Genomic DNA, 19,300 nt, shown 5'->3' with positions numbered 1-19,300 from the left:
AATAGGCATTTTATGAAAGCTTATAAGCTTTCTATTTTAGTTTTTTGCTCAAGTAGCTTAGTTTTAGCATCGCTAAACTCAGCCAGTTTTGCATTTTCTTTAGCAAGTACCGCTTCAGGTGCGTTATTAACAAACTTTTCGTTAGCGAGTTTGTTTTGCACTTGTGCTAGGCCTTTTTCTGCTTTTTCGAGTTGCTTATTAATACGTGAAAGCTCGGCTTCTACATCAATTAAGCCCGCCATTGGGATCATGATCTCAAGGTTGCCAACATAAGACGTTGCACATGCAGGTGCGTCGTCTTTGTTTTCAAGCATTGTAAACTCTTCAATTTTTGCAAGTGATGCTAAAAATGATTTGTTTTCTTCAATACGGCGCACGTCGTCGCTTGATGCATTAGCAAGTAATACGCTAAGCGGTTTACTTGGGCTAATATCCATTTCACCACGAATGTTACGAATAGCTAAAATGAATTGTTTAACCCACTCTAAGTCGTCCATCGCTTTAGCATCAACGCTTGCTTCATTATATACAGGGAACGGCTGAACCATAATGCTGGTGTTTGCTGTTTCAAGGCCTGCAAGCGGTGCAACACGTTGCCAAATCGTTTCAGTGATGTACGGCATCATTGGGTGCATTAAACGCAGTAAGCTTTCAAGTACGGTAATAAGTGTATTACGTGTACCACGTTGTTGCGCTTCATTACCTTTAAATAATACCGGCTTAGTTAGCTCTAAGTACCAATCACAGAACTGGTTCCAAGTGAATTCGTAAAGCGTATTAGCAGCTAAGTCAAAGCGGTAGTTATCAAGGTGCTCAGTGTATGTTTTAACTGTTGACTCAAATTGACCTAAAATCCAGCGGTCAGCTAATGAAAGCTCTTTTTGTGCATCGTTTGCAAAACCACAGTCTTGCTCTTCTGTATTCATTAATACGTAACGGCTCGCGTTCCATAATTTATTACAGAAGTTACGGTAACCTTCAAGGCGGTTCATGTCCCAGTTAATATCACGACCGGTAGATGCCATTGCAGCAAGTGTAAAGCGAAGGGCGTCGGTGCCGTGTGCCTCAATACCGCCTGCAAACACTTTACGCGTATCTTTTTCAATTTTAGCGGCAAGTTTTGGCTGCATCATGTTACCAGTACGTTTTTGTACTAGGTCTTCAAGTTCAATGCCGTCAATCATGTCTAGTGGGTCAAGTACGTTACCTTTTGACTTAGACATTTTATCGCCATTGTCATCACGTATTAAGCCCGTTACATACACGGTTTTAAACGGAACTTGTGGTTTGCCATTTTCGTCTTTCACAAAGTGCAGCGTCATCATAATCATGCGCGCAACCCAGAAGAAAATAATATCAAAACCAGTTACCAGCACGTCAGACGGATGGAAGGTTTTTAAATCATCGGTATTTTCAGGCCAACCTTGTGTAGAGAAAGTCCAAAGTGCTGACGAGAACCACGTATCAAGTACGTCTTCGTCTTGGCTTAGTGTTACGTTATCTGCAATGTTGTTTTCACGGCGTACTTCAGCTTCGTCGCGACCAACAAATACATTGCCTTCACTGTCGTACCAAGCTGGAATGCGGTGACCCCACCAAAGCTGGCGTGAAATACACCAATCTTGTACGTCGTTCATCCACGAGAAGTACATGTTTTCGTATTGCTTAGGTACAAATTGAATGTCGCCGTTTTTAACAGCGTCTTTTGCAGGTTCAGCAAGTGGTGCAACACGTACATACCATTGGTCGGTAAGCAGTGGCTCAATTACCACACCAGAGCGATCGCCGTAAGGAACCGTTAAACCATGGTCTTCAATTTTTTCAAGTAAACCTAGTTCTTCAAATTCTGCCACAATTGCTTTACGCGCTGCAAAACGATCTAGGCCGTGCAAGCGCTCAGGTATTGGTGCATCAAACTCAAGCTCTTTACCGTCAAAGGTGTATGTTTCACCTTGGGTAAGAATAGCGGCGTCTTTATCGAAAATGTTGATCATAGGCATTTGATGACGCTTGCCCACTTCGTTATCGTTAAAGTCGTGCGCTGGGGTTATTTTTACACAGCCCGTGCCTTTATCTTTATCGGCGTGTTCGTCAGCAACAATTTTAATACGACGATTAACGATGGGTAATAAAATCTCTTTACCGATTAAATCTGTGTAGCGCTCATCATCAGGATTTACTGCAACACCCGAGTCACCCAACATGGTTTCAGGACGTGTTGTTGCTACTACTATGTAGTCTTTTCCGTCTTGTGTTGTAACGCCATCAGCTAATGGGTAACGTAAGTTCCACATGTGGCCTTGCTTGTCTTTGTTTTCAACTTCAAGATCAGAAATAGCCGTGTGTAATTTTGGATCCCAGTTTACTAGGCGCTTGCCTCGGTAAATTAGGTTTTCTTTATGGAGGCGTACAAACACTTCTTTAACAGCTTCAGATAAACCATCATCCATGGTAAAGCGTTCACGATCCCAATCAACCGATGCGCCAAGGCGACGAAGCTGCTTAGTGATAGTACCGCCAGATTCTTTTTTCCATTCCCAGATTTTATTAATAAAATCTTCGCGGCCTAAATCGTGGCGTGTTTTGCCTTCTTCGGCATGCAGTTTACGCTCAACCAACATTTGCGTTGCAATACCTGCGTGGTCAGTACCTACTTGCCATAATGTGTTGTTACCTTGCATACGTTTAAAACGCGTTAGGGTATCCATTATTGTATCTTGGAAGGCGTGGCCCATGTGTAAGCTACCAGTGACATTTGGCGGCGGGATCATAATTGAATATGGTACGCCTTGGCCAGATGGCTTAAAGTAGCCTTTTTGTTCCCAGTCTTGATATAGAGACTGTTCAATATCTTGCGGATTGTAGGTTTTATCCATTACACAGAACCTTAAATAAGTACTTAAATTAGTTGGTTAGTTTGCCTGATTGGCTAGCTATTAATATCTTGCGTGGTGAGATTGGCACCGAGTTGGCGTAGCTTTTTAAAACGCTCGCGGGCTGCTTGCTTAGCAGCTGGTTCTACGGGTACAAAATCAAAAACTTGGTTAAACCGACGAATATAATCCGGTAACTGAGTAGCCAAGTTAATTAAAACTTTACGATTGCCAACAGGTGGCGTAATACCAATTTCTACAGGTGCGCCGCCTTTAGGGCCTTCACCTTGTAAATTATGTGGCACAAAACTATCTGGATCGAATGCCCAAATTATTTCATCAATGGCACAGGCTGCTTCGTTATCGTTAACACAAATAAACACACGCTGCCCATTTCGATACTGATCGGCCGCAATTTGAGCTGCCAATGCAAAATGATCGTCAGCCTTCGCTTTAGACTCATCTTGTTGCTTTAGAACGAAAAATTTAGCGTTCATGTTCATTGTATCGGGGTTTCCCATGACATTGAATGTATACCAAATTGATATACACAAATTAAGAGGCAGATTTTGCCATATAACGGGGTTTGCTTCAATTAATACACAAATAAATAAGGCGCCAAATGGCGCCTTATAAATAGCTAAATAGATTATTAATCGTGCGTAGCTTCGCTTACACCCGCTCGATTTAATAAATACTGAGTAAGCATAGGAACAGGACGGCCCGTTGCGCCTTTTTTAGCGCCACTGCGCCACGCTGTACCGGCAACATCTAAATGTGCCCAATTATACTTTTTAGTAAATTTAGATAAGAAACATGCCGCAGTAATAGTACCCGCAGAGCGTCCACCTAAGTTCGTAAAGTCAGCAAATGGGCTTTCTAGTTGATCTTGATAGTCATCCCATAACGGTAACTGCCATGCACGGTCGCCACTTTGCTCAGACGCTTTTAATAAATCGTGTGCAAGTGGGTTATGGTTTGATAGTAAACCAGTAGCATGCGCGCCAAGGGCTACAATACACGCGCCAGTTAGCGTTGCTACGTCAATAACCGTATCTGGGTTAAATCGTTCAACATATGTTAGTGCGTCGCATAATACTAAGCGGCCTTCAGCGTCGGTGTTTAACACTTCAACTGTTTGCCCTGACATTGTTGTTAAAATATCACCTGGGCGATACGCATTTGAGCCAGGCATGTTTTCACAACCCGCTAAAACACCAATAACGTTAATCGGCAATTGCATTTGTGCAAGTGCACGCATTGCGCCAATAACGCCTGCTGCTCCGCCCATGTCGTATTTCATTTCGTCCATGCCTTCGCCTGGTTTTAATGAAATACCGCCTGAATCAAACGTTAGACCTTTACCAACAAGTACAATAGGGGCTTGGTCATCAGCGGCGCCTTTGTAGTTAATAATCGACATAATCGATTCGTTATCACTACCTCGGCCAACAGCTAGGTAAGAATTCATACCAAGTTCTGCCATTTGCTTTTCGCCAATAAGATCAACAGTAATGTTGTCAAAATCAGTTGCCAGCTCTTGTGCTTGTTCACCTAAGTACACAGGGTTACAAATATTTGGTGGCATATTAGCTACGTCTTTACATAGCTTACTACCTGCAGCAATGGCTAAACCATGCTCAATAGCGCTTTCGCCAATAGTTAGTTCGCGTCGTGTTGGTACGTTAAACACCATTTTACGAAGTGGACGACGAGGGTCTACTTTTTTACTTTTCAGTTGGTTGAACGTATATAAGCAGTCTTGCGTTGTCTCAACTGCCTGACGTACTTTCCAGTAGGTGTCGCGACCTTTAACGTGTTGCTCTGTTAAAAAGCAGACTGCTTCCATAGAGCCCGTTTCGTTTAAGGTATTAATAGTTTTAGAAATGATTTGTTTATATTGCTTATCATCAAGCTCACGCTCTTTACCACAACCAACAAGCAATATGCGCTCGCTTAATACATTAGGTACATGATGCAATAATAAAACTTGGCCTGGCTTACCTTCTAAATCGCCACGGCGAAGTAAATTAGAGATATAACCATCACTAATTTTATCGAGTTGTTCACCAATGGGGGATAACCTACGTGGCTCGTAAACGCCAACCACAATACATGCGCTGCGCTGTTTTTCTGGGCTACCACTTTTTACGTTAAATTCCATTGTTACTCCTGGTTTTGAGTCGTTTAAGTTACTAAGTTGGGGCTAAAAAAGTATTTTCTAGTCTTATCTACGTAACTTATGTAAGGATAATTCTTATTTTAGCTGATTTTGTTAGACTCTTACTGTGTAATTGAACTTTATATGCTTAAGGGCTACTAATGCAACATTATATCGTGCACTTAGGTAGGATAATTAATTTTGATGGCTTATAATAATAGCCTATTTGCCGGTATTAATTGGGTAAAATAGCTATTTAACTATTCAATTCTCACTATCGTAGTGAAATTCCATGTTTAACAGGGGCGAGCATTGCTAATTTTCCGTTATTTGACCGCTGAGGTTTTAAAATCGCAGGTCGCCGTATTTTTAACTTTGATGACAATATTTTTGTCACAAAAGTTAGTTGGTATTTTAGGTGATGCCTCTGAGGGCAGCATTCCTGCTAAATTAGTGCTATCGATGATTGCACTAAAACTTCCACAACTAGCCTCGCTAATACTTCCGCTGAGTATATTTTTAGGCATTATTTTAGCCTACAGCCGTATTTACGCCGATAGCGAAATGACCGTACTTAAAGCCTGTGGCGTAAGTGAATGGTATGTTGTGCGCGTAACACTTATATCAAGTGTAGGGCTTGCTATATTAGCCGCAGCACTGACTATGTATATAGCGCCGTGGGCAAGCGAGCAAGAGTATCAATTAAAAGAACAAGCCAAAGCCGATGCGGGGCTATCCGCACTCAGAGCTGGGCGGTTCCAAGAAACCGGTAACGAAAAAGCCGTGGTGTTTATTCATAATATTGAAAAGGGTGGCAAAGAGCTCAATAAGGTATTTGTTGCACAGTTACCCGATAGCGAAAAAGGCAACCTAGCGCGCTTAGTATATGCAGAGCAAGGTGTTGTGGTTGAAGCAGTAAATGGTGAGCAACAGCTCGTGCTAACAGACGGTAAACGTTACGAAACAGATGGCACAACGCCTGCACTTAACTTAACAGAATTTGATGGTTACAGCGTACAAATACGAGAACAAGAAATAGAGCACCAACGCCGTAAATTAGAGGCTGTGCCTACTAATCAATTACTCGCCATTAATACTCCTGAATCTATTGCTCAATGGCAGTGGCGACTCGCTATTCCATTATCAATTCCGTTACTTACCTTACTGGCAGTACCGCTAAGTGTGGTTAATCCTCGCCAAGGTAAATTTGCAAAACTAGTGCCTGCTATAAGCTTGTACTTAGGCTATTTTATTTTACTAAATGCCGCTAAATTTGCAGTTGAAGATGGCAAAATTCCGCCTTCAATTGGCTTGTGGTGGATTCATCTAAGTGCCTTGTTTATAGGTGGATTATTAATTATAAAAGGGCGACCGTTGGGCGCTTGGCTTAAAGCCGTTGTAACTAAGCGGGAGTTAGGCTCATGATGAAAACGCTTGATTGGTATTTAGGCCGCAGTATTTTACAAACTACCGGCTTTGCATTGTTGGTACTTGTTGGTATTAGCACCTTAATTAAGTTTATCGACCAGCTAAAGTCGGTAGGGCGTGGCAGTTACGATTTAATGACCGCAATGCTTTACACGCTTTACACAATACCTGGCGATTTAGTGGTGTTTTTTCCGATGGCTGCGCTAATTGGTGGCTTAACGGGTTTGGGGGCACTTGCCTCAAACAGTGAGCTGGTAGTGATGCAAGCGGCTGGTATGTCGCGCTTACAAATAATTGGCTCTGTGATGAAAACGGCCATATTTATGGCTGTATGCATGATGGCACTTGGCGAATGGGGTGCACCTGAAGCGCAATTACACGCCAAAGAAATGCGTAACCAAGCAATACATGGCGGCGATGTATTTAACACACAAAAAGGTGTATGGGCTAAAGACGGCAGCAATTTTATTAATATTGAAGATGTTGACGAAAACGGCAGGCTCAATGGGGTACACATGTACCACTTTGACAAATCGTTAGAGCTTACCCAAATCACTAAAGCAAAAGATGCACTGAGCCGAAAAGATGGCTGGCTACTTCGTGACGTAAATAAGGTTATTATTACTAGCGAAAAAACCACAACAGAGCAATTACCTGAAGAGTTTTATTCTTCGCAATTGACCGCTGAAAAGTTAGGAGTTGTGTCGGTAAAACCAGAGTCACTTTCATTTACTGGGCTTTGGTCGTATTTAACTTACTTAGAGCAAAACGAACAAGACACTAGTACCTACGAGCTTGCACTGTGGCGTAAGCTTATGCAGCCTGTATCTGTAGCGGTAATGCTGCTGGTGGCGCTCTCGTTTATATTTGGCCCACTGCGTACCGTTACTATGGGCGCACGTATTATTATGGGTGTTGTAACGGGGATCGTGTTTCACTTAACTAATGAAATATTTGGCCCTGTAGTTATGGTTTACCAAATACCTGCCATTATAGGGGCGGTATTGCCCAGTATTATATTTATAGGCTTTGCGACATATTTGATGAATAAACGGGTATAGAGTACCTATTCAAAGCATTAAAAAGGGTGACCAGTAGTCACCCTTTTTGCTTTTTAATTACCAGTTCTGGAAAGCAGGTATTAATCAAGCTCACTATAAATACGTCTGTTTTCTTCTTTAGTAAGCGCAATAACTTCTGTTTTAGAGATGTAATCTTGCAGTGCTTTTTTGTTTTTAAAATCGACTAACACCACCAAATTACCTAGACCGAGTAAAGCGCTAACGCTGCGGGTAATTGATTGCGGCCAGCTAATTAAATTACCTTCAAGAGTTTGTACTTTTAAACGCCATGCACGCATGCCAATGGTTTGCCCGCTTTTAGTCCAAAAGTAGCCAAAAAATACTAAGCTAACAATAATTAAAAGAGCGGTACGAATACCCGAAAGAAGAGTTGAATTTTGAATAAATGCAGATACATCCTCTGCGCCATTTAAACTAATTACATCGAGAGAAATAAGCCCCTGTACTGCAAATAAATACAGCACTACAGTTAACATCGCAAACGCAATAATGGCTAACGTATCGTAGACCAACGACGCAAAACGGCGCCAAAAACCAGCACGTGGAAACTCACCCGACATAAATACACTCTCACTATTAATATGCGAGCTAGTTTAACAAAAAAGCTTACAAATACTAAGACATGTTAATGTTTAGAGAGAATTGATTTTATTGCTGTAAATTACTACCTACGGAGGGGAATGAAAAAGACCCTACTATTTACAGTAAGGCCTTTTAATTTATAGCGAGTTTAACCTAGCTTAATGGCAAGGTATTTTATGTCGTCACCACTTATTTGCGGTAAAAAATAAATATCGCCGTATTTAAAATACTGCTGTGAGTTAATTATTACGGCCTGTGCTGTCTGAGGCAATGAATCGTAAGTTTGGCCCAAGCTATAGTCATTCACATTACCCACTTTTATTGCCTGATTAAGGCGAGTTGATGGCTCATCAACAACCGTATAACCATTATTATCTGCAATGTAGTACACATTTTGATAAGTGTAGTAAGTCGTATTATGGTGTTTAAAATGCCTGTAATTTCTTGGTAGCGTATTTATACGCAGGCCTCTAGGTGGTTTAACAACATGGTAGCCTCTTTTAGCTTTACGGTAATAAAGGCCGTCGTTAAACGTAAACGAAATACCATTAAATCTGATTGATGCGCTATTGCGTGGTAAATGGTTTATAAATCGATTTTGTCTGTAAGGGACTGAATTATGATGGCTTGTTAAGTAGTTATATTTTCGCTGGTTGTAGCGGTGTAGTTCACGCTTTTCCTGTTTGTACTTAGCAAGTTTACGTTTTTCTTGCTTACGGTCTTCTCGTTTTTCTTTTTTATGCTCAATACGCTGCTTTTTTTCATGGCGGCGTTCATCGCGTTTATATTCAACACGTTTGTCGTGATCGCGTTTAAAGCTTTTATCATTCTCTCGCTCGTTTTGTGCTCCAAGCGCAGAGCCTGATACTGCGCCAATGGCGAGCAGGGCAGGTAGTAAAAAAGTAAGTTTCATAATATTGCCTCGTTTATGTTTTTACATAACTGGGTTCAATACTAGCGGCTCAAACTGAATGTTAACTGACATACAACAGCAAACGGAGTTATGCTTACAGCTTTTTACATTTTACTGACGGTTCTTGACATAATTTCTAGTTTTTGACGATTTTAGGAACGTTTTAATACACCAAAATGATTAGTGGTATCACAAAAAATGGATACGAAATTAGTAATTAAGCCTTCCTTGGCTTTGCAGGTTAATTACTTTTGATAAAAAGGATAATCGCTATAACCTACTTCAGTGCCGCCATACATAGTGGCTGCATCAGCTTCGTTAAACGTCCAATTATTTGCTATACGCTCTGGTAAATCAGGGTTAGCTATAAATGGGCGACCAAATGCAAATAAGTCACCGTAACCTTCACCTAAAATACGTACCGCTTTTTCTACTGTGTATTTACCAGCATAAATAATGCGACCTGAAAATTCAGCTCGTACTGCTTTATAAAATTCTTGTGGTAAATCGGGAGCGTTATCCCAATCAGCTTCCGCAATCGATAAGTAAGCAATACCTGCTTGCTCAAGCACTTTAACTGCCTGGATATAAGTGTGATGAGGGTTTGATTCAACAAGCCCTAAATACACTCGTGTTTCATCTGTGCTTTCAAATAAAGGAGCAAAGCGTACACCTAAACGGTTTGCGCCTACAACGTCACTTACCGCTTCAACTATCTCTTTTAAAAAGCGCAGGCGATTACTAAGCGTTCCACCGTATTGATCGTCACGGTTATTAGTATGCTCAGAAATAAACTGATTAACTAAATAGCCGTTAGCACAATGAAGCTCCACACCATCAAAGCCAGCTTCTAGAGCATTGCGTGCAGCTTGCGCATACATGTTTACTAGCTCGCCAACCTCAGTAGTACTTAATGCACGAGGCTCACTTGGGTCAGCCAATGCGCCTTCACCAGGTGCGGTTTCAATAAATACTTTTACATTGTCAGCTGCAATGTCTGAAGGGCCAACCGGTTTACCTGAATTTGGTTGCAGTGTGGCGTGCGATACGCGCCCTACATGCCAAAGCTGAGCAAAAATAACACCGCCTTTAGCGTGTACCGCGTGTGTTACTTTTTTCCAGCCTTCAATTTGTGCTTGCGAGTGAATACCTGGGGTCCAAGCGTAACCTTGCCCACGAGGTTCTATTTGTGTGCCTTCGGTAACCATAAAGCCAGCCGATGCGCGCTGCGAGTAATACTCAGCCATTAATTCATTAGGAATATTGCCAGGCTGAGTGCTGCGAGAGCGAGTAAGAGGAGGCATCACAATACGGTTTTTAAGTGTAAAAGGGCCAAGCTCAATTGATGAGAATAAAGGAGCGGTATTAACTAAATCTAATTTCATTTTAAATTCTCTTATAAAGCAAACAAAGGCTTAAATAGTGGTTAAGCAACATTGGCAGCATAGATATTTAAAGATACAATTTGAAACAACACTTTTTTGTGCAGCATACAATTATGAATGGTATTAGTCGGCTCGATATAAAACAGTTAAGAGTACTCAGTAGCTTATTAGAACTGCAAAATCTTTCGCAAGTAGCCAAAAAAATGGGGTTAACGCAACAAGCCATTAGTGAGCAACTACGAAAGCTACGAGATTTATTTGACGATCGCTTGTTTATACGCCAAGGCAATAACATGGTTGCTACTCCTAAAGCGCAAGGACTCAAGGCGCCTGTTAATCATATTTTAAAGCAATTAGAGTCGTTACTAGAGCCCGAGCAGTTTAGCCCGCAAACTTATAAAGGTGTGTTTACCATAAGCGCAACCGACTACGCCACGCAGGCCTTATTGCCACAATTATTTAATATTACCCGCCGCGAAGCGCCAGGTTTAAAGTTGATTGTGCGCGACTTTGCATCAGATAACGTTAATCAACTTATAACGGCAGGCGAGCTTGATTTGCTGATAAGCTTTCCAGAATTTATACCCGACAACCTTTCTTATATCACCTTGTTTGAAGAACAACATTTGTGTATTACCGGTATAGGTAACACTACTTACACTGAACCTTTGAGTTTGGCGCAATTTGCAAAGCATCCACAGCTAGTGGTGTCGCCATCTCGTGCAAATTTGCGCGGCTCACACGATCAGTGGTTTGAAAGCCAAGGGTTAAAACGTAATATTGTAATGTCGGTACCAAGTTTTTCTGCGGTGCCCGACATTTTACATACAACCGATATGCTCGCATTTTACCCATCAAGATTATTACCAAACAGCAAAGTTAAACAGCTAAAAATAGAAGCTCTGCCCCCTACATTTAAAGTAATAGCCGCATGGCATCCGCGTACTAATAACAGCCCTATTCATAAATGGTTGATAGAGCAATTACAAAACTTATAACGATATAAAACATCTAAAGTGACTACTTTTTACTGTTAAATTAGCAACCCAATATTTAGATTAAATCATTTAACCCCTCCTTAACCCTCGACCTAATAAGCTATGTGTAATAGTACGAATTAGGCATAGTTAAATGGTTTATTTTAAAAAGCACTCAACCGGTTTTTTACTTGCACTTAGTTGTACGCTTGCTGCATGTAGTAGTCAGCCAAGCTATCAAGGTAATAGTACTGAGCAGTCGCTAAAACAACATACAAACTGGCAGTACACGCAAAGTAACGCACAGCAAGTAAATTACATTACCGATTTGGTGAATATAGAAGGGCTTGATTCGCTTATTGAGCAAGCTGTTACTAATAACCCATCGTTTAATCAAGTGCATGTTGCATTAAAACTAGCTTATGCGCAGCGTGATGTAACTGCTGCAAGTCAGTGGTTTAGTGTAGATGCAGGATTTGACGCGCAGCGCAGTAAAACCGAAGGCACGCAATACAGCTCATCAGTAGGTATAAGTTGGGAAGCCGATATATGGCAAAAAATTGCTGACAACGTAGCCGCGCAAGATATGACTATTGCCAGTAATCAAGCTACTTATCAAGGCGCTAAAGACACCTTAGTAGCCAGCGTGATACGCACGTATTTAAACATTATTTTGCAGCAAAATTTGCTCGATATAGAGCAACAACGTTTAGTTGTTTTACAAAATAATGAGCAAAGTATTGTAGAGCGCTACCAATATGGGTTAGGTGATTTAGAAGCGCTTGATACCGCCCGTACTAGCACGGCATCTACCCGCGCGACCATTGCCGATTACGAAGAACAAATAGCAAAAGCAAAGCGTGCTTTAATGCTAATTGTAGGCACTGATAAACTTCAAAACCTGCCAAGTACATTAACACTGCCAAGCGTTATTGAGCCATTAAGTACATTACCAGAGCAAGATTTGGCGCGCCGACCTGACTTACAAAGTGCCTATTACAACATTCAGGCAAAGCATTACTTGGTTGATGTATCGTACAAAGAGCTACTACCGAGTATTTCGCTTTCGGCATCACTGAGTGATTTTGCAAGCACGCCAAGCCAATCATTATTAACCAGCCCAGTGTGGAGTTTATTAGGCAGTTTAAGTGCCCCTTTATTTGAAGGTGGAGCACTGCGTGCGCAAGTTGATATTGCAAAATTAAATGCCGAGCAAGCGTTTTGGCAGTACCAAGATACGCTGCTAAGTGCGGTAAACGAAGTTGAAAATGCACTCGGGCAGGAGCAATCATTAACCGAGCAGCAACTGCAAATTAGCAATGCACTTGCTAGCGCTAAACGCAGCTTTAGTAACTATCAAAGTAAGTATCAACAAGGTTTGGTTGATATTTTAGATTTGCTAACAGTGCAACAAAAAGTATACGACCTGCAAGCGCAGCTTAGCCAAATAAACTACACCCTTTTAACTAACCGCATAGATTTAGGCCTCGCTTTGGGCCTTGGAGTATCGTCATGAAAATTTCGCCAACACCGGTTGTTGTAACGCTTGTTGCTATTGTTTGTATAGGGCTTGCTATTATGTATAACGGTCAAAAAATGGCTGAAAAAGCAAATAGTCCACAACCAGCCGCTATTAAAGCTATTGCCCCAAATGTATCGGTAATTAATGCAGCTCCGAGCACTTATCAGGCTTATGTTAGCGGCCACGGTGAAGCTAAAGCGCATTGGTCACTTAGCTTAAAAGCACAAGTTAAAGGCGAAGTAACCAGTATGAGCGAGCAATTTTCGACCGGTAACTTAATAACTAAAGGGCAGGTGTTTGCACAAATTGATGACACCGAATACTTACAAGCTCTAGCTAGCGCAAAAGCAACATTGGCTGATGCAAAACTAGCACTGCAAGAAGAACAAGATTTAGGTAATCAAGCAAAACGTGAATGGGATCGCTCAGGCGTTACGCAAGCGCCAAGCTCGCCGCTTGTATTTAGAACGCTGCAGTTAGAAGCCGCGCAAGCTACGCTCGATAAAGCACAATATGCACTTAAAACCGCACAGCGTGATGTAAATAACACCCAGTTAAGTGCACCATTTGACGCTGTTATTTTATCGCGCGATATAGATTTAGGTACTTATGTGAGTATTGGCGATACGCTTGCCACGCTAAACAGCACTGACAAAGTAGAAATAACGGTACCGCTTTCATTAAGTCAGTGGCAAAACCTAGCAAATAATAAATCAGGCGATGTTATTTTAACTGATGTAACCACTAATACTAAATGGAACGGTTATATTGCACGTTTTGAGCAACATCTTGATGACAGCTCGCGCCAACGCAGCGTAATTGTTGCCTTAGATAAACCGTTTGAGCAAACAACGCCGTTACTGCCTGGCACATTTTTAGCGGTAGAAATTGCCGGTAAGCAGTTAACTAACGTAATAAAACTGCCTGCTTCGGCGGTATCTCAAGATGGCTTAATTTGGTACGTAAATGATCAAAATAGCTTAGTAAGCACACACGCTAATAAAGTATTTGAGCGTGGGAATTACGTATATATTACGCCAGTAGATGGTGCTAAAAATCTAAAAGTGGTGGCGCGCCCACTTGTTAGTTACTTAAACGACATGAAAGTAAATCCAATAGTTGAGGAGATACAATAATGAGCCCTCATCAACCACCTCAATTACCCAGCAATAATAACCCGCTGCACGGTATTATTAATTGGTTTGCAAATAACTCTGTTGCCGCTAACTTATTGTTAGTTAGTGTGATTGTAATGGGTATTATGTCGCTTACGACTTTACGTAAAGAGGCTTTTCCGAGTTTAGAGCCAGATACTATTTCGGTATCGGTGGTTTACGACAGTGGCGATGCATTGCAAGCCGAAGAAGGAATAGCGTTAAAAATAGAAGAAGCGCTCGAAACCGTATCGGGTATTAAACGTATTACCTCTACATCCGATGCTAGCGGCAGCCATGTAAGCATTGAAAAAAGTACTGATTACTCACTCGATGAGTTACTTGTTGACGTTAAAAACCAAGTTGACGCTATTAATAACTTTCCGGCAGATGCTGAGCAACCTGTTATTGATAAAGCCCGTAGGCAAGATCATGCATTAACGCTGCAACTTTTTGGGGATGCCGATCGCCATACATTACAAAACCTGGGTGAAAAACTTAAAGCCGATTTATTAGCGCAATCAGGCATTAGCGACGTAGAGCAATCGGGTGTGCTCGACCCGATGATGTCCATAGAAATCGACGAAGGTAAATTACAAGCGTATGGCTTAACTATTAGTGATGTAAGTGAGGTCATTAATAATGAGTCATCAAGCCCGCTTTCGACTAGTTTGCGCGATAGCAGTAAAATTATACGCTTAAAAGCCGCCGACCAAGCTTACTGGCAGCGCGACTTTGCCAATATTGTATTGTTAACAACCGCATCAGGCACACAAATTAAGTTAGGCGATGTAGCAACAGTTACCGACTCATTTGCCGAAGATAGCAACTCATTAAGCCGTTATAACCAACAAAATGCCGTAGGCGTTGAAATTTTAATGGGCGATAACAGCGATATAACTACCATTGTTGAACAAGCTAATAGCGTAATAGATAAATGGCACGAAAGCGGTTTATTACCCCAAAATGTAGAGCTTGAAAGCTGGCACGACAAAAGCACCATGATCACCGAGCGTTTATCGCTACTTACTAAAAATGCGGTGACCGGTATTATTATGGTGTTTGTAATACTTGCCATATTTTTAAATGTACGTGTAGCACTGTGGGTGGCTGGTGGCTTGCCGTTTGTATTTTTTGGCACGCTTTATTTTATGACCGATGGCTACACCGCACTAACCATAAACGAAATGACTACCTTTGGCTTTATTATGGCGCTGGGCATAGTGGTAGACGATGCCGTTGTTGTAGGCGAGAGTATTTACACCACACGTAAAAAGCATGGCGATACATTAAATAATACAGTTTTAGGCACCATGAAGGTTGCTGTGCCAACAATATTTGGGGTGTTAACCACGGTGGCTGCGTTTGTGGCGCTTTCGAATGTGTCAGGTAACTTAGGTAAAATTTACTCTCAATTTGCCACTGTAGTGACTATTTGTTTACTGCTTTCAGTTGTTGAATCAAAACTTATTTTACCCTCGCATTTAGCCCACATTAGTACTAAACGCCAAGTTAAAAAAGGCTTAGCAGGTCTGTGGTCAAAAATACAACATGGTGCTGATAGCGGCTTAAGCTGGTTTAGCAAAAACATTTACTGCAAGGTTATTGAATTTTCACTGCGCTTTAGATACGCCGTAGTGGCTGCGTTTATCGCCTTTTTTATATTAGTTATTGGCATGCCGATGACAGGCACAGTTAAAGTTGGTTTTTTCCCAAGTATTGCAGGCGACACTGTAACAGCCGATTTAGTTATGCAAAACGACGCCGCTTATGGGCAAACAAACACAAACTTATTAACGCTTGAGCAAAGTGCATTACAAGCAGAGCAAAACTTAATGACTAAGTTGAGCTCTGACAAAAGCGAAATAACCAGCCTACAAGTCATTAGTAGCAGCGACACCAGCGGTGAAGTAAGTGTTGAGCTATTAAACGAAGGCGCTTTTACAGCAAGCGAATTTGCTCAAGAGTGGCAGCGCGTAGCAGGTAGCCTTGAGGGCAGTAAAAAATTACAAATATTAGCCACGCGTAAAATGGTTGATAACTTTAAAGTTGAGCTTAAAGCGTGGGACGACGAAACCGTAATGGCGGCGGGCGCACTATTTAAGGAGCGCTTACAAAATACCGCAGGCGTTAACGGAATAGACGACAACTTAAACCCAGGTCAGCCACAGCTTAAATTTACCCTAAATGCACAAGGGCGCGCGCTTGGCATGGATACAGCCAGTTTATCAAAGCAAGTACTGCAAGCCTTTGGTGGTGCAGTTGTACAGCGCTACCAACGTAATAAAGACGAAGTTAAAGTACGTGTACGCTACCCAGAAGATGCTCGTAAAACACCTGCCGATATAATGCAGTCGCGTATTCGCCTACCCGATGGCACGGTTGTCCCTTTAGTTAACGTAGCCACAGTAAGCAGTGAATATCAGCAAGATGAAATAACCCGCATTGATGGACTTCGTGCAATTTATTTAAGCGCCCAAGTGGATAAAAACGTGATTGCTCCAAACGAGTTAGTTGCTAACTTAAAGCGCGACTTAATTCCTGAGTTAACACAGCAATTTCCTAACTTAAGTGTGTATTTTGCAGGAGAGGCAGAGCAACAAAGCGAAACCACCAGCTCAATGAGCACTATGTTTGTAGCAGCTTTATTAGTTATTTACGTGTTGCTGGCTATTCCGCTTAAATCGTACATTCAACCTATGTTGATTATGGTAGCAATTCCGTTTGGCATTGTGGGCGCTATTTTAGGACATTGGTGGAACGACTTAACCATTAGTATATTGTCATTAAATGGTATTTTGGCGCTCAGTGGGGTAGTTGTAAACGACAGCTTATTACTTGTTTCACGCTTTAACGAACTAGTAAAAGAAGAGGGCATGAGCACGCACGATGCGATAGTTGAGTCGTGTACGAGCCGATTACGTGCGGTATTACTTACCTCAATTACAACGTACGCAGGCTTAGTGCCGCTACTTAGCGAAACCTCAATGCAGGCACAATTTTTAATTCCTGCTGCGGCATCACTTGGCTACGGTATTTTGTTTGCCACTGTTATTACCTTAATACTTATACCGGCATTATTGATGATTCAAACCGATGCTAAACGCGGTATTGATGCTGTGCTAATATCGCTAGGTGCTAAAAATAAAACGCAGGAAGTAGCCTCTTAATGATAAACGTACTACTGGTTGAAGACGACATAGATTTGGCAACCACCATTGTTGATTATCTCGAAATTGAGTCAATAGAGTGTGACCATGCAAGTAATGGCGTAATGGGTTTAAATTTAATAGAACGTAATCAATATCAAATGATTATATTAGATGTAAACATGCCCAAAATGGACGGTTTAACCATGTGTAAAACTTTACGTGAGCAAGGCATTGATATACCTGTATTAATGCTGACAGCGCGCGATAGCCTCGACAATAAGCTTGAGGGGTTTGCAGCCGGTAGTGACGACTATTTAGTAAAACCATTTGCGATGAAAGAGCTAGTAGCGCGGGTTCAAGTATTAGCAAAGCGTAAAAGTGGAGAGGTTAAGCGACTTACCTTTACTAATTTAACACTTAATTTAACCGCGCATACAGCAACAGTGGCTGCGCACAGTTTAAAGTTATCACCCATTACTTTTAAGTTATTAGAAGTGCTTGTGCGAGAGCAGCAAAAACCGGTAACCCGACAGGTAATTATGCAAGCAATATGGGGAGACGATCAGCCAGACAGCAATAGCTTAAAAGTGCATATTCATCATTTGCGTAAACAGCTAGAGCAAGCGCATTGCCAAGCCGTACTAGAAACAATACCCAGTGTAGGGTTTGCGCTAAAATTAAAAAATGGGACACAAGCATGAAAATTAGACCCAGCCTGAGGTTGTATTTTTTTGCCACCATGGTGCTTTTAAGTTCATTAATGGCAATTGGTTTTTCGTTTTTAAGTGTTAATTATTTTATTGATGGCTTAGACCGAGGGTTAAATGGCGTAATGCATGCGCTTTCGCAATCTACTGAGGTTAAAAACGGTGAACCTGCAGAAATGATTGGCTTTAAAATAGCGAGTCGCTGGGAAGACATGCCAAGCGAAATTCAGCAACGCTTTACAAAGCCTACAGAGATTGGCGTATTGCAAAAAAGCAAAGTAAAACCATCGTTTTTTTCAATGCCGGAAGACCTCTATTTTGTAGCGTATTTTCAAAATCCTGCAGGGGAGCCCCGTTACGTATCACGTATTATGCTTGAAAAAGAGCGCCTTAAAAAACAAAGCTCACCCGATAAACCTATAAAAAAGTTGGCATGGATAGCGTTAACAGGGGTTACGGCAATTGCTTTATTTACCTTCTTTTTGTTTATGGTAATGAAAAAAATAGCTAAACCAGTAGAGTCACTACGCGGTTGGGCTAAGTCGCTAAATCAAAATAATTTACAAAACACGCCGCCCGACTTTACCTATAACGAACTAAATACCTTGGCAACGCTAATACGCAGTAGCTTGCTTTCTGCTCACGACAGCCTTGAGCGAGAACAGCGCTTTTTAAGTTATGCGAGCCACGAGTTACGTACACCAATTTCGGTTATTCGCAGCAACGTTGAATTACTTAACCGCTTAAGCGAAAAAGCACCTTTAAGCGATAAACAACACCTTACACTGCAGCGAATAGAGCGCGCCGGTTTAACCATGAGCGATTTAACCGAGACGTTATTGTGGCTTAGCAGAAATGACGACCAGCAAAGTGCACCAGAGCCCGTAAACCTAGCCGAAAAAATAACGACCTTGGGTAACGAACTCGATTATTTACTCAATTCAAAACAAGTTGATGTACTTATAAATACCGATAACCAAAATACGACTATTAATACCGAAGCTACCGCATGTCACATTGTACTTACTAACTTAATACGTAATGCGTATCAGCATACGCAACAAGGGCAAGTGCGAATTACTCAGCAGGGTAGCCGTGTGATTATAGTAAATAGCAGCGAACAAACTGATACGCCACACACTGCTAATAACACAAACAAGCCTGCCAATATTGGCTACGGTTTAGGATTAGAGTTAAGCGAAAAAATAATAAAACGACACGGTTGGGTATACGAAGTAAACGACATGCCTGGGCGTTATGAAGTGGTGGTCGATTTTAGTTAATAGACTTTCTTAATACTTAGGTTTTTTACATTCAAAAATATTTAATTTAACGCTGAGAATATAAAAAACTTAGTGATAGTA

Annotated in this window: 14 protein-coding genes; 8 read left to right on the top strand and 6 right to left on the bottom strand. The window is 41.5% G+C overall.

Annotated elements, in window-relative coordinates:
* Positions 1-20: 20 nt before the first annotated feature.
* The 3 genes from H5117_RS12550 to pepA form a co-directional block, all read right to left on the bottom strand.
* Complete coding sequence (locus tag H5117_RS12550; protein ID WP_182738181.1) at positions 21-2,876, bottom strand: valine--tRNA ligase; 2,856 nt, start codon at positions 2,874-2,876, stop codon at positions 21-23.
* A 53-nt stretch (positions 2,877-2,929) separates the two neighbouring features.
* On the bottom strand, positions 2,930-3,376 hold the full coding sequence (locus H5117_RS12545) for a DNA polymerase III subunit chi (RefSeq protein WP_002962020.1): 447 nt from the start codon (positions 3,374-3,376) through the stop codon (positions 2,930-2,932).
* Positions 3,377-3,525: 149 nt separating this feature from the next.
* A complete protein-coding gene (pepA, locus tag H5117_RS12540) occupies positions 3,526-5,037 on the bottom strand; it encodes a leucyl aminopeptidase (protein ID WP_039490278.1) in 1,512 nt (503 codons plus the stop codon).
* A gap of 309 nt (positions 5,038-5,346) precedes the next feature.
* Here pepA and lptF point away from each other — a divergent pair, with 309 nt between their 5' ends.
* Complete coding sequence (gene lptF / locus H5117_RS12535; RefSeq protein WP_002962016.1) at positions 5,347-6,459, top strand: LPS export ABC transporter permease LptF; 1,113 nt, start codon at positions 5,347-5,349, stop codon at positions 6,457-6,459.
* Complete coding sequence (gene lptG, locus H5117_RS12530) at positions 6,456-7,523, top strand: LPS export ABC transporter permease LptG (protein ID WP_182715597.1); 1,068 nt, start codon at positions 6,456-6,458, stop codon at positions 7,521-7,523. Before lptF ends, lptG begins: the two co-directional genes overlap by 4 nt.
* 80 nt (positions 7,524-7,603) lie before the next feature.
* Here lptG and H5117_RS12525 read toward each other — a convergent pair whose 3' ends face one another.
* The 3 genes from H5117_RS12525 to H5117_RS12515 form a co-directional block, all read right to left on the bottom strand.
* The gene (locus H5117_RS12525) at positions 7,604-8,104 is read right to left on the bottom strand and encodes an RDD family protein (RefSeq protein WP_182738169.1); all 501 of its coding nucleotides are present in this window, start codon (positions 8,102-8,104) and stop codon (positions 7,604-7,606) included.
* 170 nt (positions 8,105-8,274) lie between these two features.
* Positions 8,275-9,039, bottom strand: coding sequence for a DUF6515 family protein (locus H5117_RS12520; protein WP_182725245.1), 765 nt, complete (start codon positions 9,037-9,039; stop codon positions 8,275-8,277).
* Positions 9,040-9,284: 245 nt separating this feature from the next.
* Positions 9,285-10,424, bottom strand: a complete 1,140-nt coding sequence (locus H5117_RS12515) for an alkene reductase (protein ID WP_182738167.1) — start codon at positions 10,422-10,424, stop codon at positions 9,285-9,287.
* Between the two features lie 80 nt (positions 10,425-10,504).
* Here H5117_RS12515 and H5117_RS12510 point away from each other — a divergent pair, with 80 nt between their 5' ends.
* The 6 genes from H5117_RS12510 to H5117_RS12485 all read left to right on the top strand — a co-directional run bounded on the left by H5117_RS12510 (position 10,505) and on the right by H5117_RS12485 (position 19,219).
* Entirely contained in the window at positions 10,505-11,422 is a 918-nt protein-coding gene (locus H5117_RS12510; protein WP_220488585.1) for a LysR family transcriptional regulator, read from the top strand.
* A 133-nt stretch (positions 11,423-11,555) separates the two neighbouring features.
* Complete coding sequence (locus H5117_RS12505) at positions 11,556-12,917, top strand: TolC family protein (RefSeq protein WP_182738165.1); 1,362 nt, start codon at positions 11,556-11,558, stop codon at positions 12,915-12,917.
* Entirely contained in the window at positions 12,914-14,059 is a 1,146-nt protein-coding gene (locus tag H5117_RS12500; RefSeq protein ID WP_182738162.1) for an efflux RND transporter periplasmic adaptor subunit, read from the top strand. The genes H5117_RS12505 and H5117_RS12500 overlap by 4 nt, the downstream gene beginning before the upstream one ends.
* Complete coding sequence (locus tag H5117_RS12495) at positions 14,059-17,247, top strand: efflux RND transporter permease subunit (RefSeq protein WP_182738159.1); 3,189 nt, start codon at positions 14,059-14,061, stop codon at positions 17,245-17,247. Before H5117_RS12500 ends, H5117_RS12495 begins: the two co-directional genes overlap by 1 nt.
* Entirely contained in the window at positions 17,247-17,930 is a 684-nt protein-coding gene (locus H5117_RS12490) for a response regulator transcription factor (RefSeq protein WP_182738157.1), read from the top strand. Before H5117_RS12495 ends, H5117_RS12490 begins: the two co-directional genes overlap by 1 nt.
* Positions 17,927-19,219: a HAMP domain-containing sensor histidine kinase gene (locus tag H5117_RS12485; RefSeq protein ID WP_182738155.1), complete on the top strand. Its 1,293-nt coding sequence runs from the start codon at positions 17,927-17,929 to the stop codon at positions 19,217-19,219. The genes H5117_RS12490 and H5117_RS12485 overlap by 4 nt, the downstream gene beginning before the upstream one ends.
* The last annotated feature ends 81 nt before the right edge of the window (positions 19,220-19,300 follow it).

The sequence above is a fragment of the Pseudoalteromonas sp. SG45-1 genome (genome assembly GCF_014164135.1).
GTDB lineage: Bacteria > Pseudomonadota > Gammaproteobacteria > Enterobacterales > Alteromonadaceae > Pseudoalteromonas > Pseudoalteromonas distincta.
The sequence above is the reverse complement of the archived record's forward strand: the minus strand, read 5'-3'. Positions and strand labels throughout refer to the sequence as shown.

Bases quoted from the DNA above. Each gene is read 5' to 3' on its own strand.
- H5117_RS12550 (WP_182738181.1), bottom strand. From the start codon at position 2,876: ATGGATAAAACCTACAATCCGCAAGATATTGAACAGTCTCTATATCAA.
- H5117_RS12545 (WP_002962020.1), bottom strand. From the start codon at position 3,376: ATGAACATGAACGCTAAATTTTTCGTTCTAAAGCAACAAGATGAGTCT.
- pepA (WP_039490278.1), bottom strand. From the start codon at position 5,037: ATGGAATTTAACGTAAAAAGTGGTAGCCCAGAAAAACAGCGCAGCGCA.
- lptG (WP_182715597.1), top strand. From the start codon at position 6,456: ATGATGAAAACGCTTGATTGGTATTTAGGCCGCAGTATTTTACAAACT.
- H5117_RS12525 (WP_182738169.1), bottom strand. From the start codon at position 8,104: ATGTCGGGTGAGTTTCCACGTGCTGGTTTTTGGCGCCGTTTTGCGTCG.
- H5117_RS12520 (WP_182725245.1), bottom strand. From the start codon at position 9,039: ATGAAACTTACTTTTTTACTACCTGCCCTGCTCGCCATTGGCGCAGTA.
- H5117_RS12515 (WP_182738167.1), bottom strand. From the start codon at position 10,424: ATGAAATTAGATTTAGTTAATACCGCTCCTTTATTCTCATCAATTGAG.
- H5117_RS12505 (WP_182738165.1), top strand. From the start codon at position 11,556: ATGGTTTATTTTAAAAAGCACTCAACCGGTTTTTTACTTGCACTTAGT.
- H5117_RS12500 (WP_182738162.1), top strand. From the start codon at position 12,914: ATGAAAATTTCGCCAACACCGGTTGTTGTAACGCTTGTTGCTATTGTT.
- H5117_RS12495 (WP_182738159.1), top strand. From the start codon at position 14,059: ATGAGCCCTCATCAACCACCTCAATTACCCAGCAATAATAACCCGCTG.
- H5117_RS12490 (WP_182738157.1), top strand. From the start codon at position 17,247: ATGATAAACGTACTACTGGTTGAAGACGACATAGATTTGGCAACCACC.
- H5117_RS12485 (WP_182738155.1), top strand. From the start codon at position 17,927: ATGAAAATTAGACCCAGCCTGAGGTTGTATTTTTTTGCCACCATGGTG.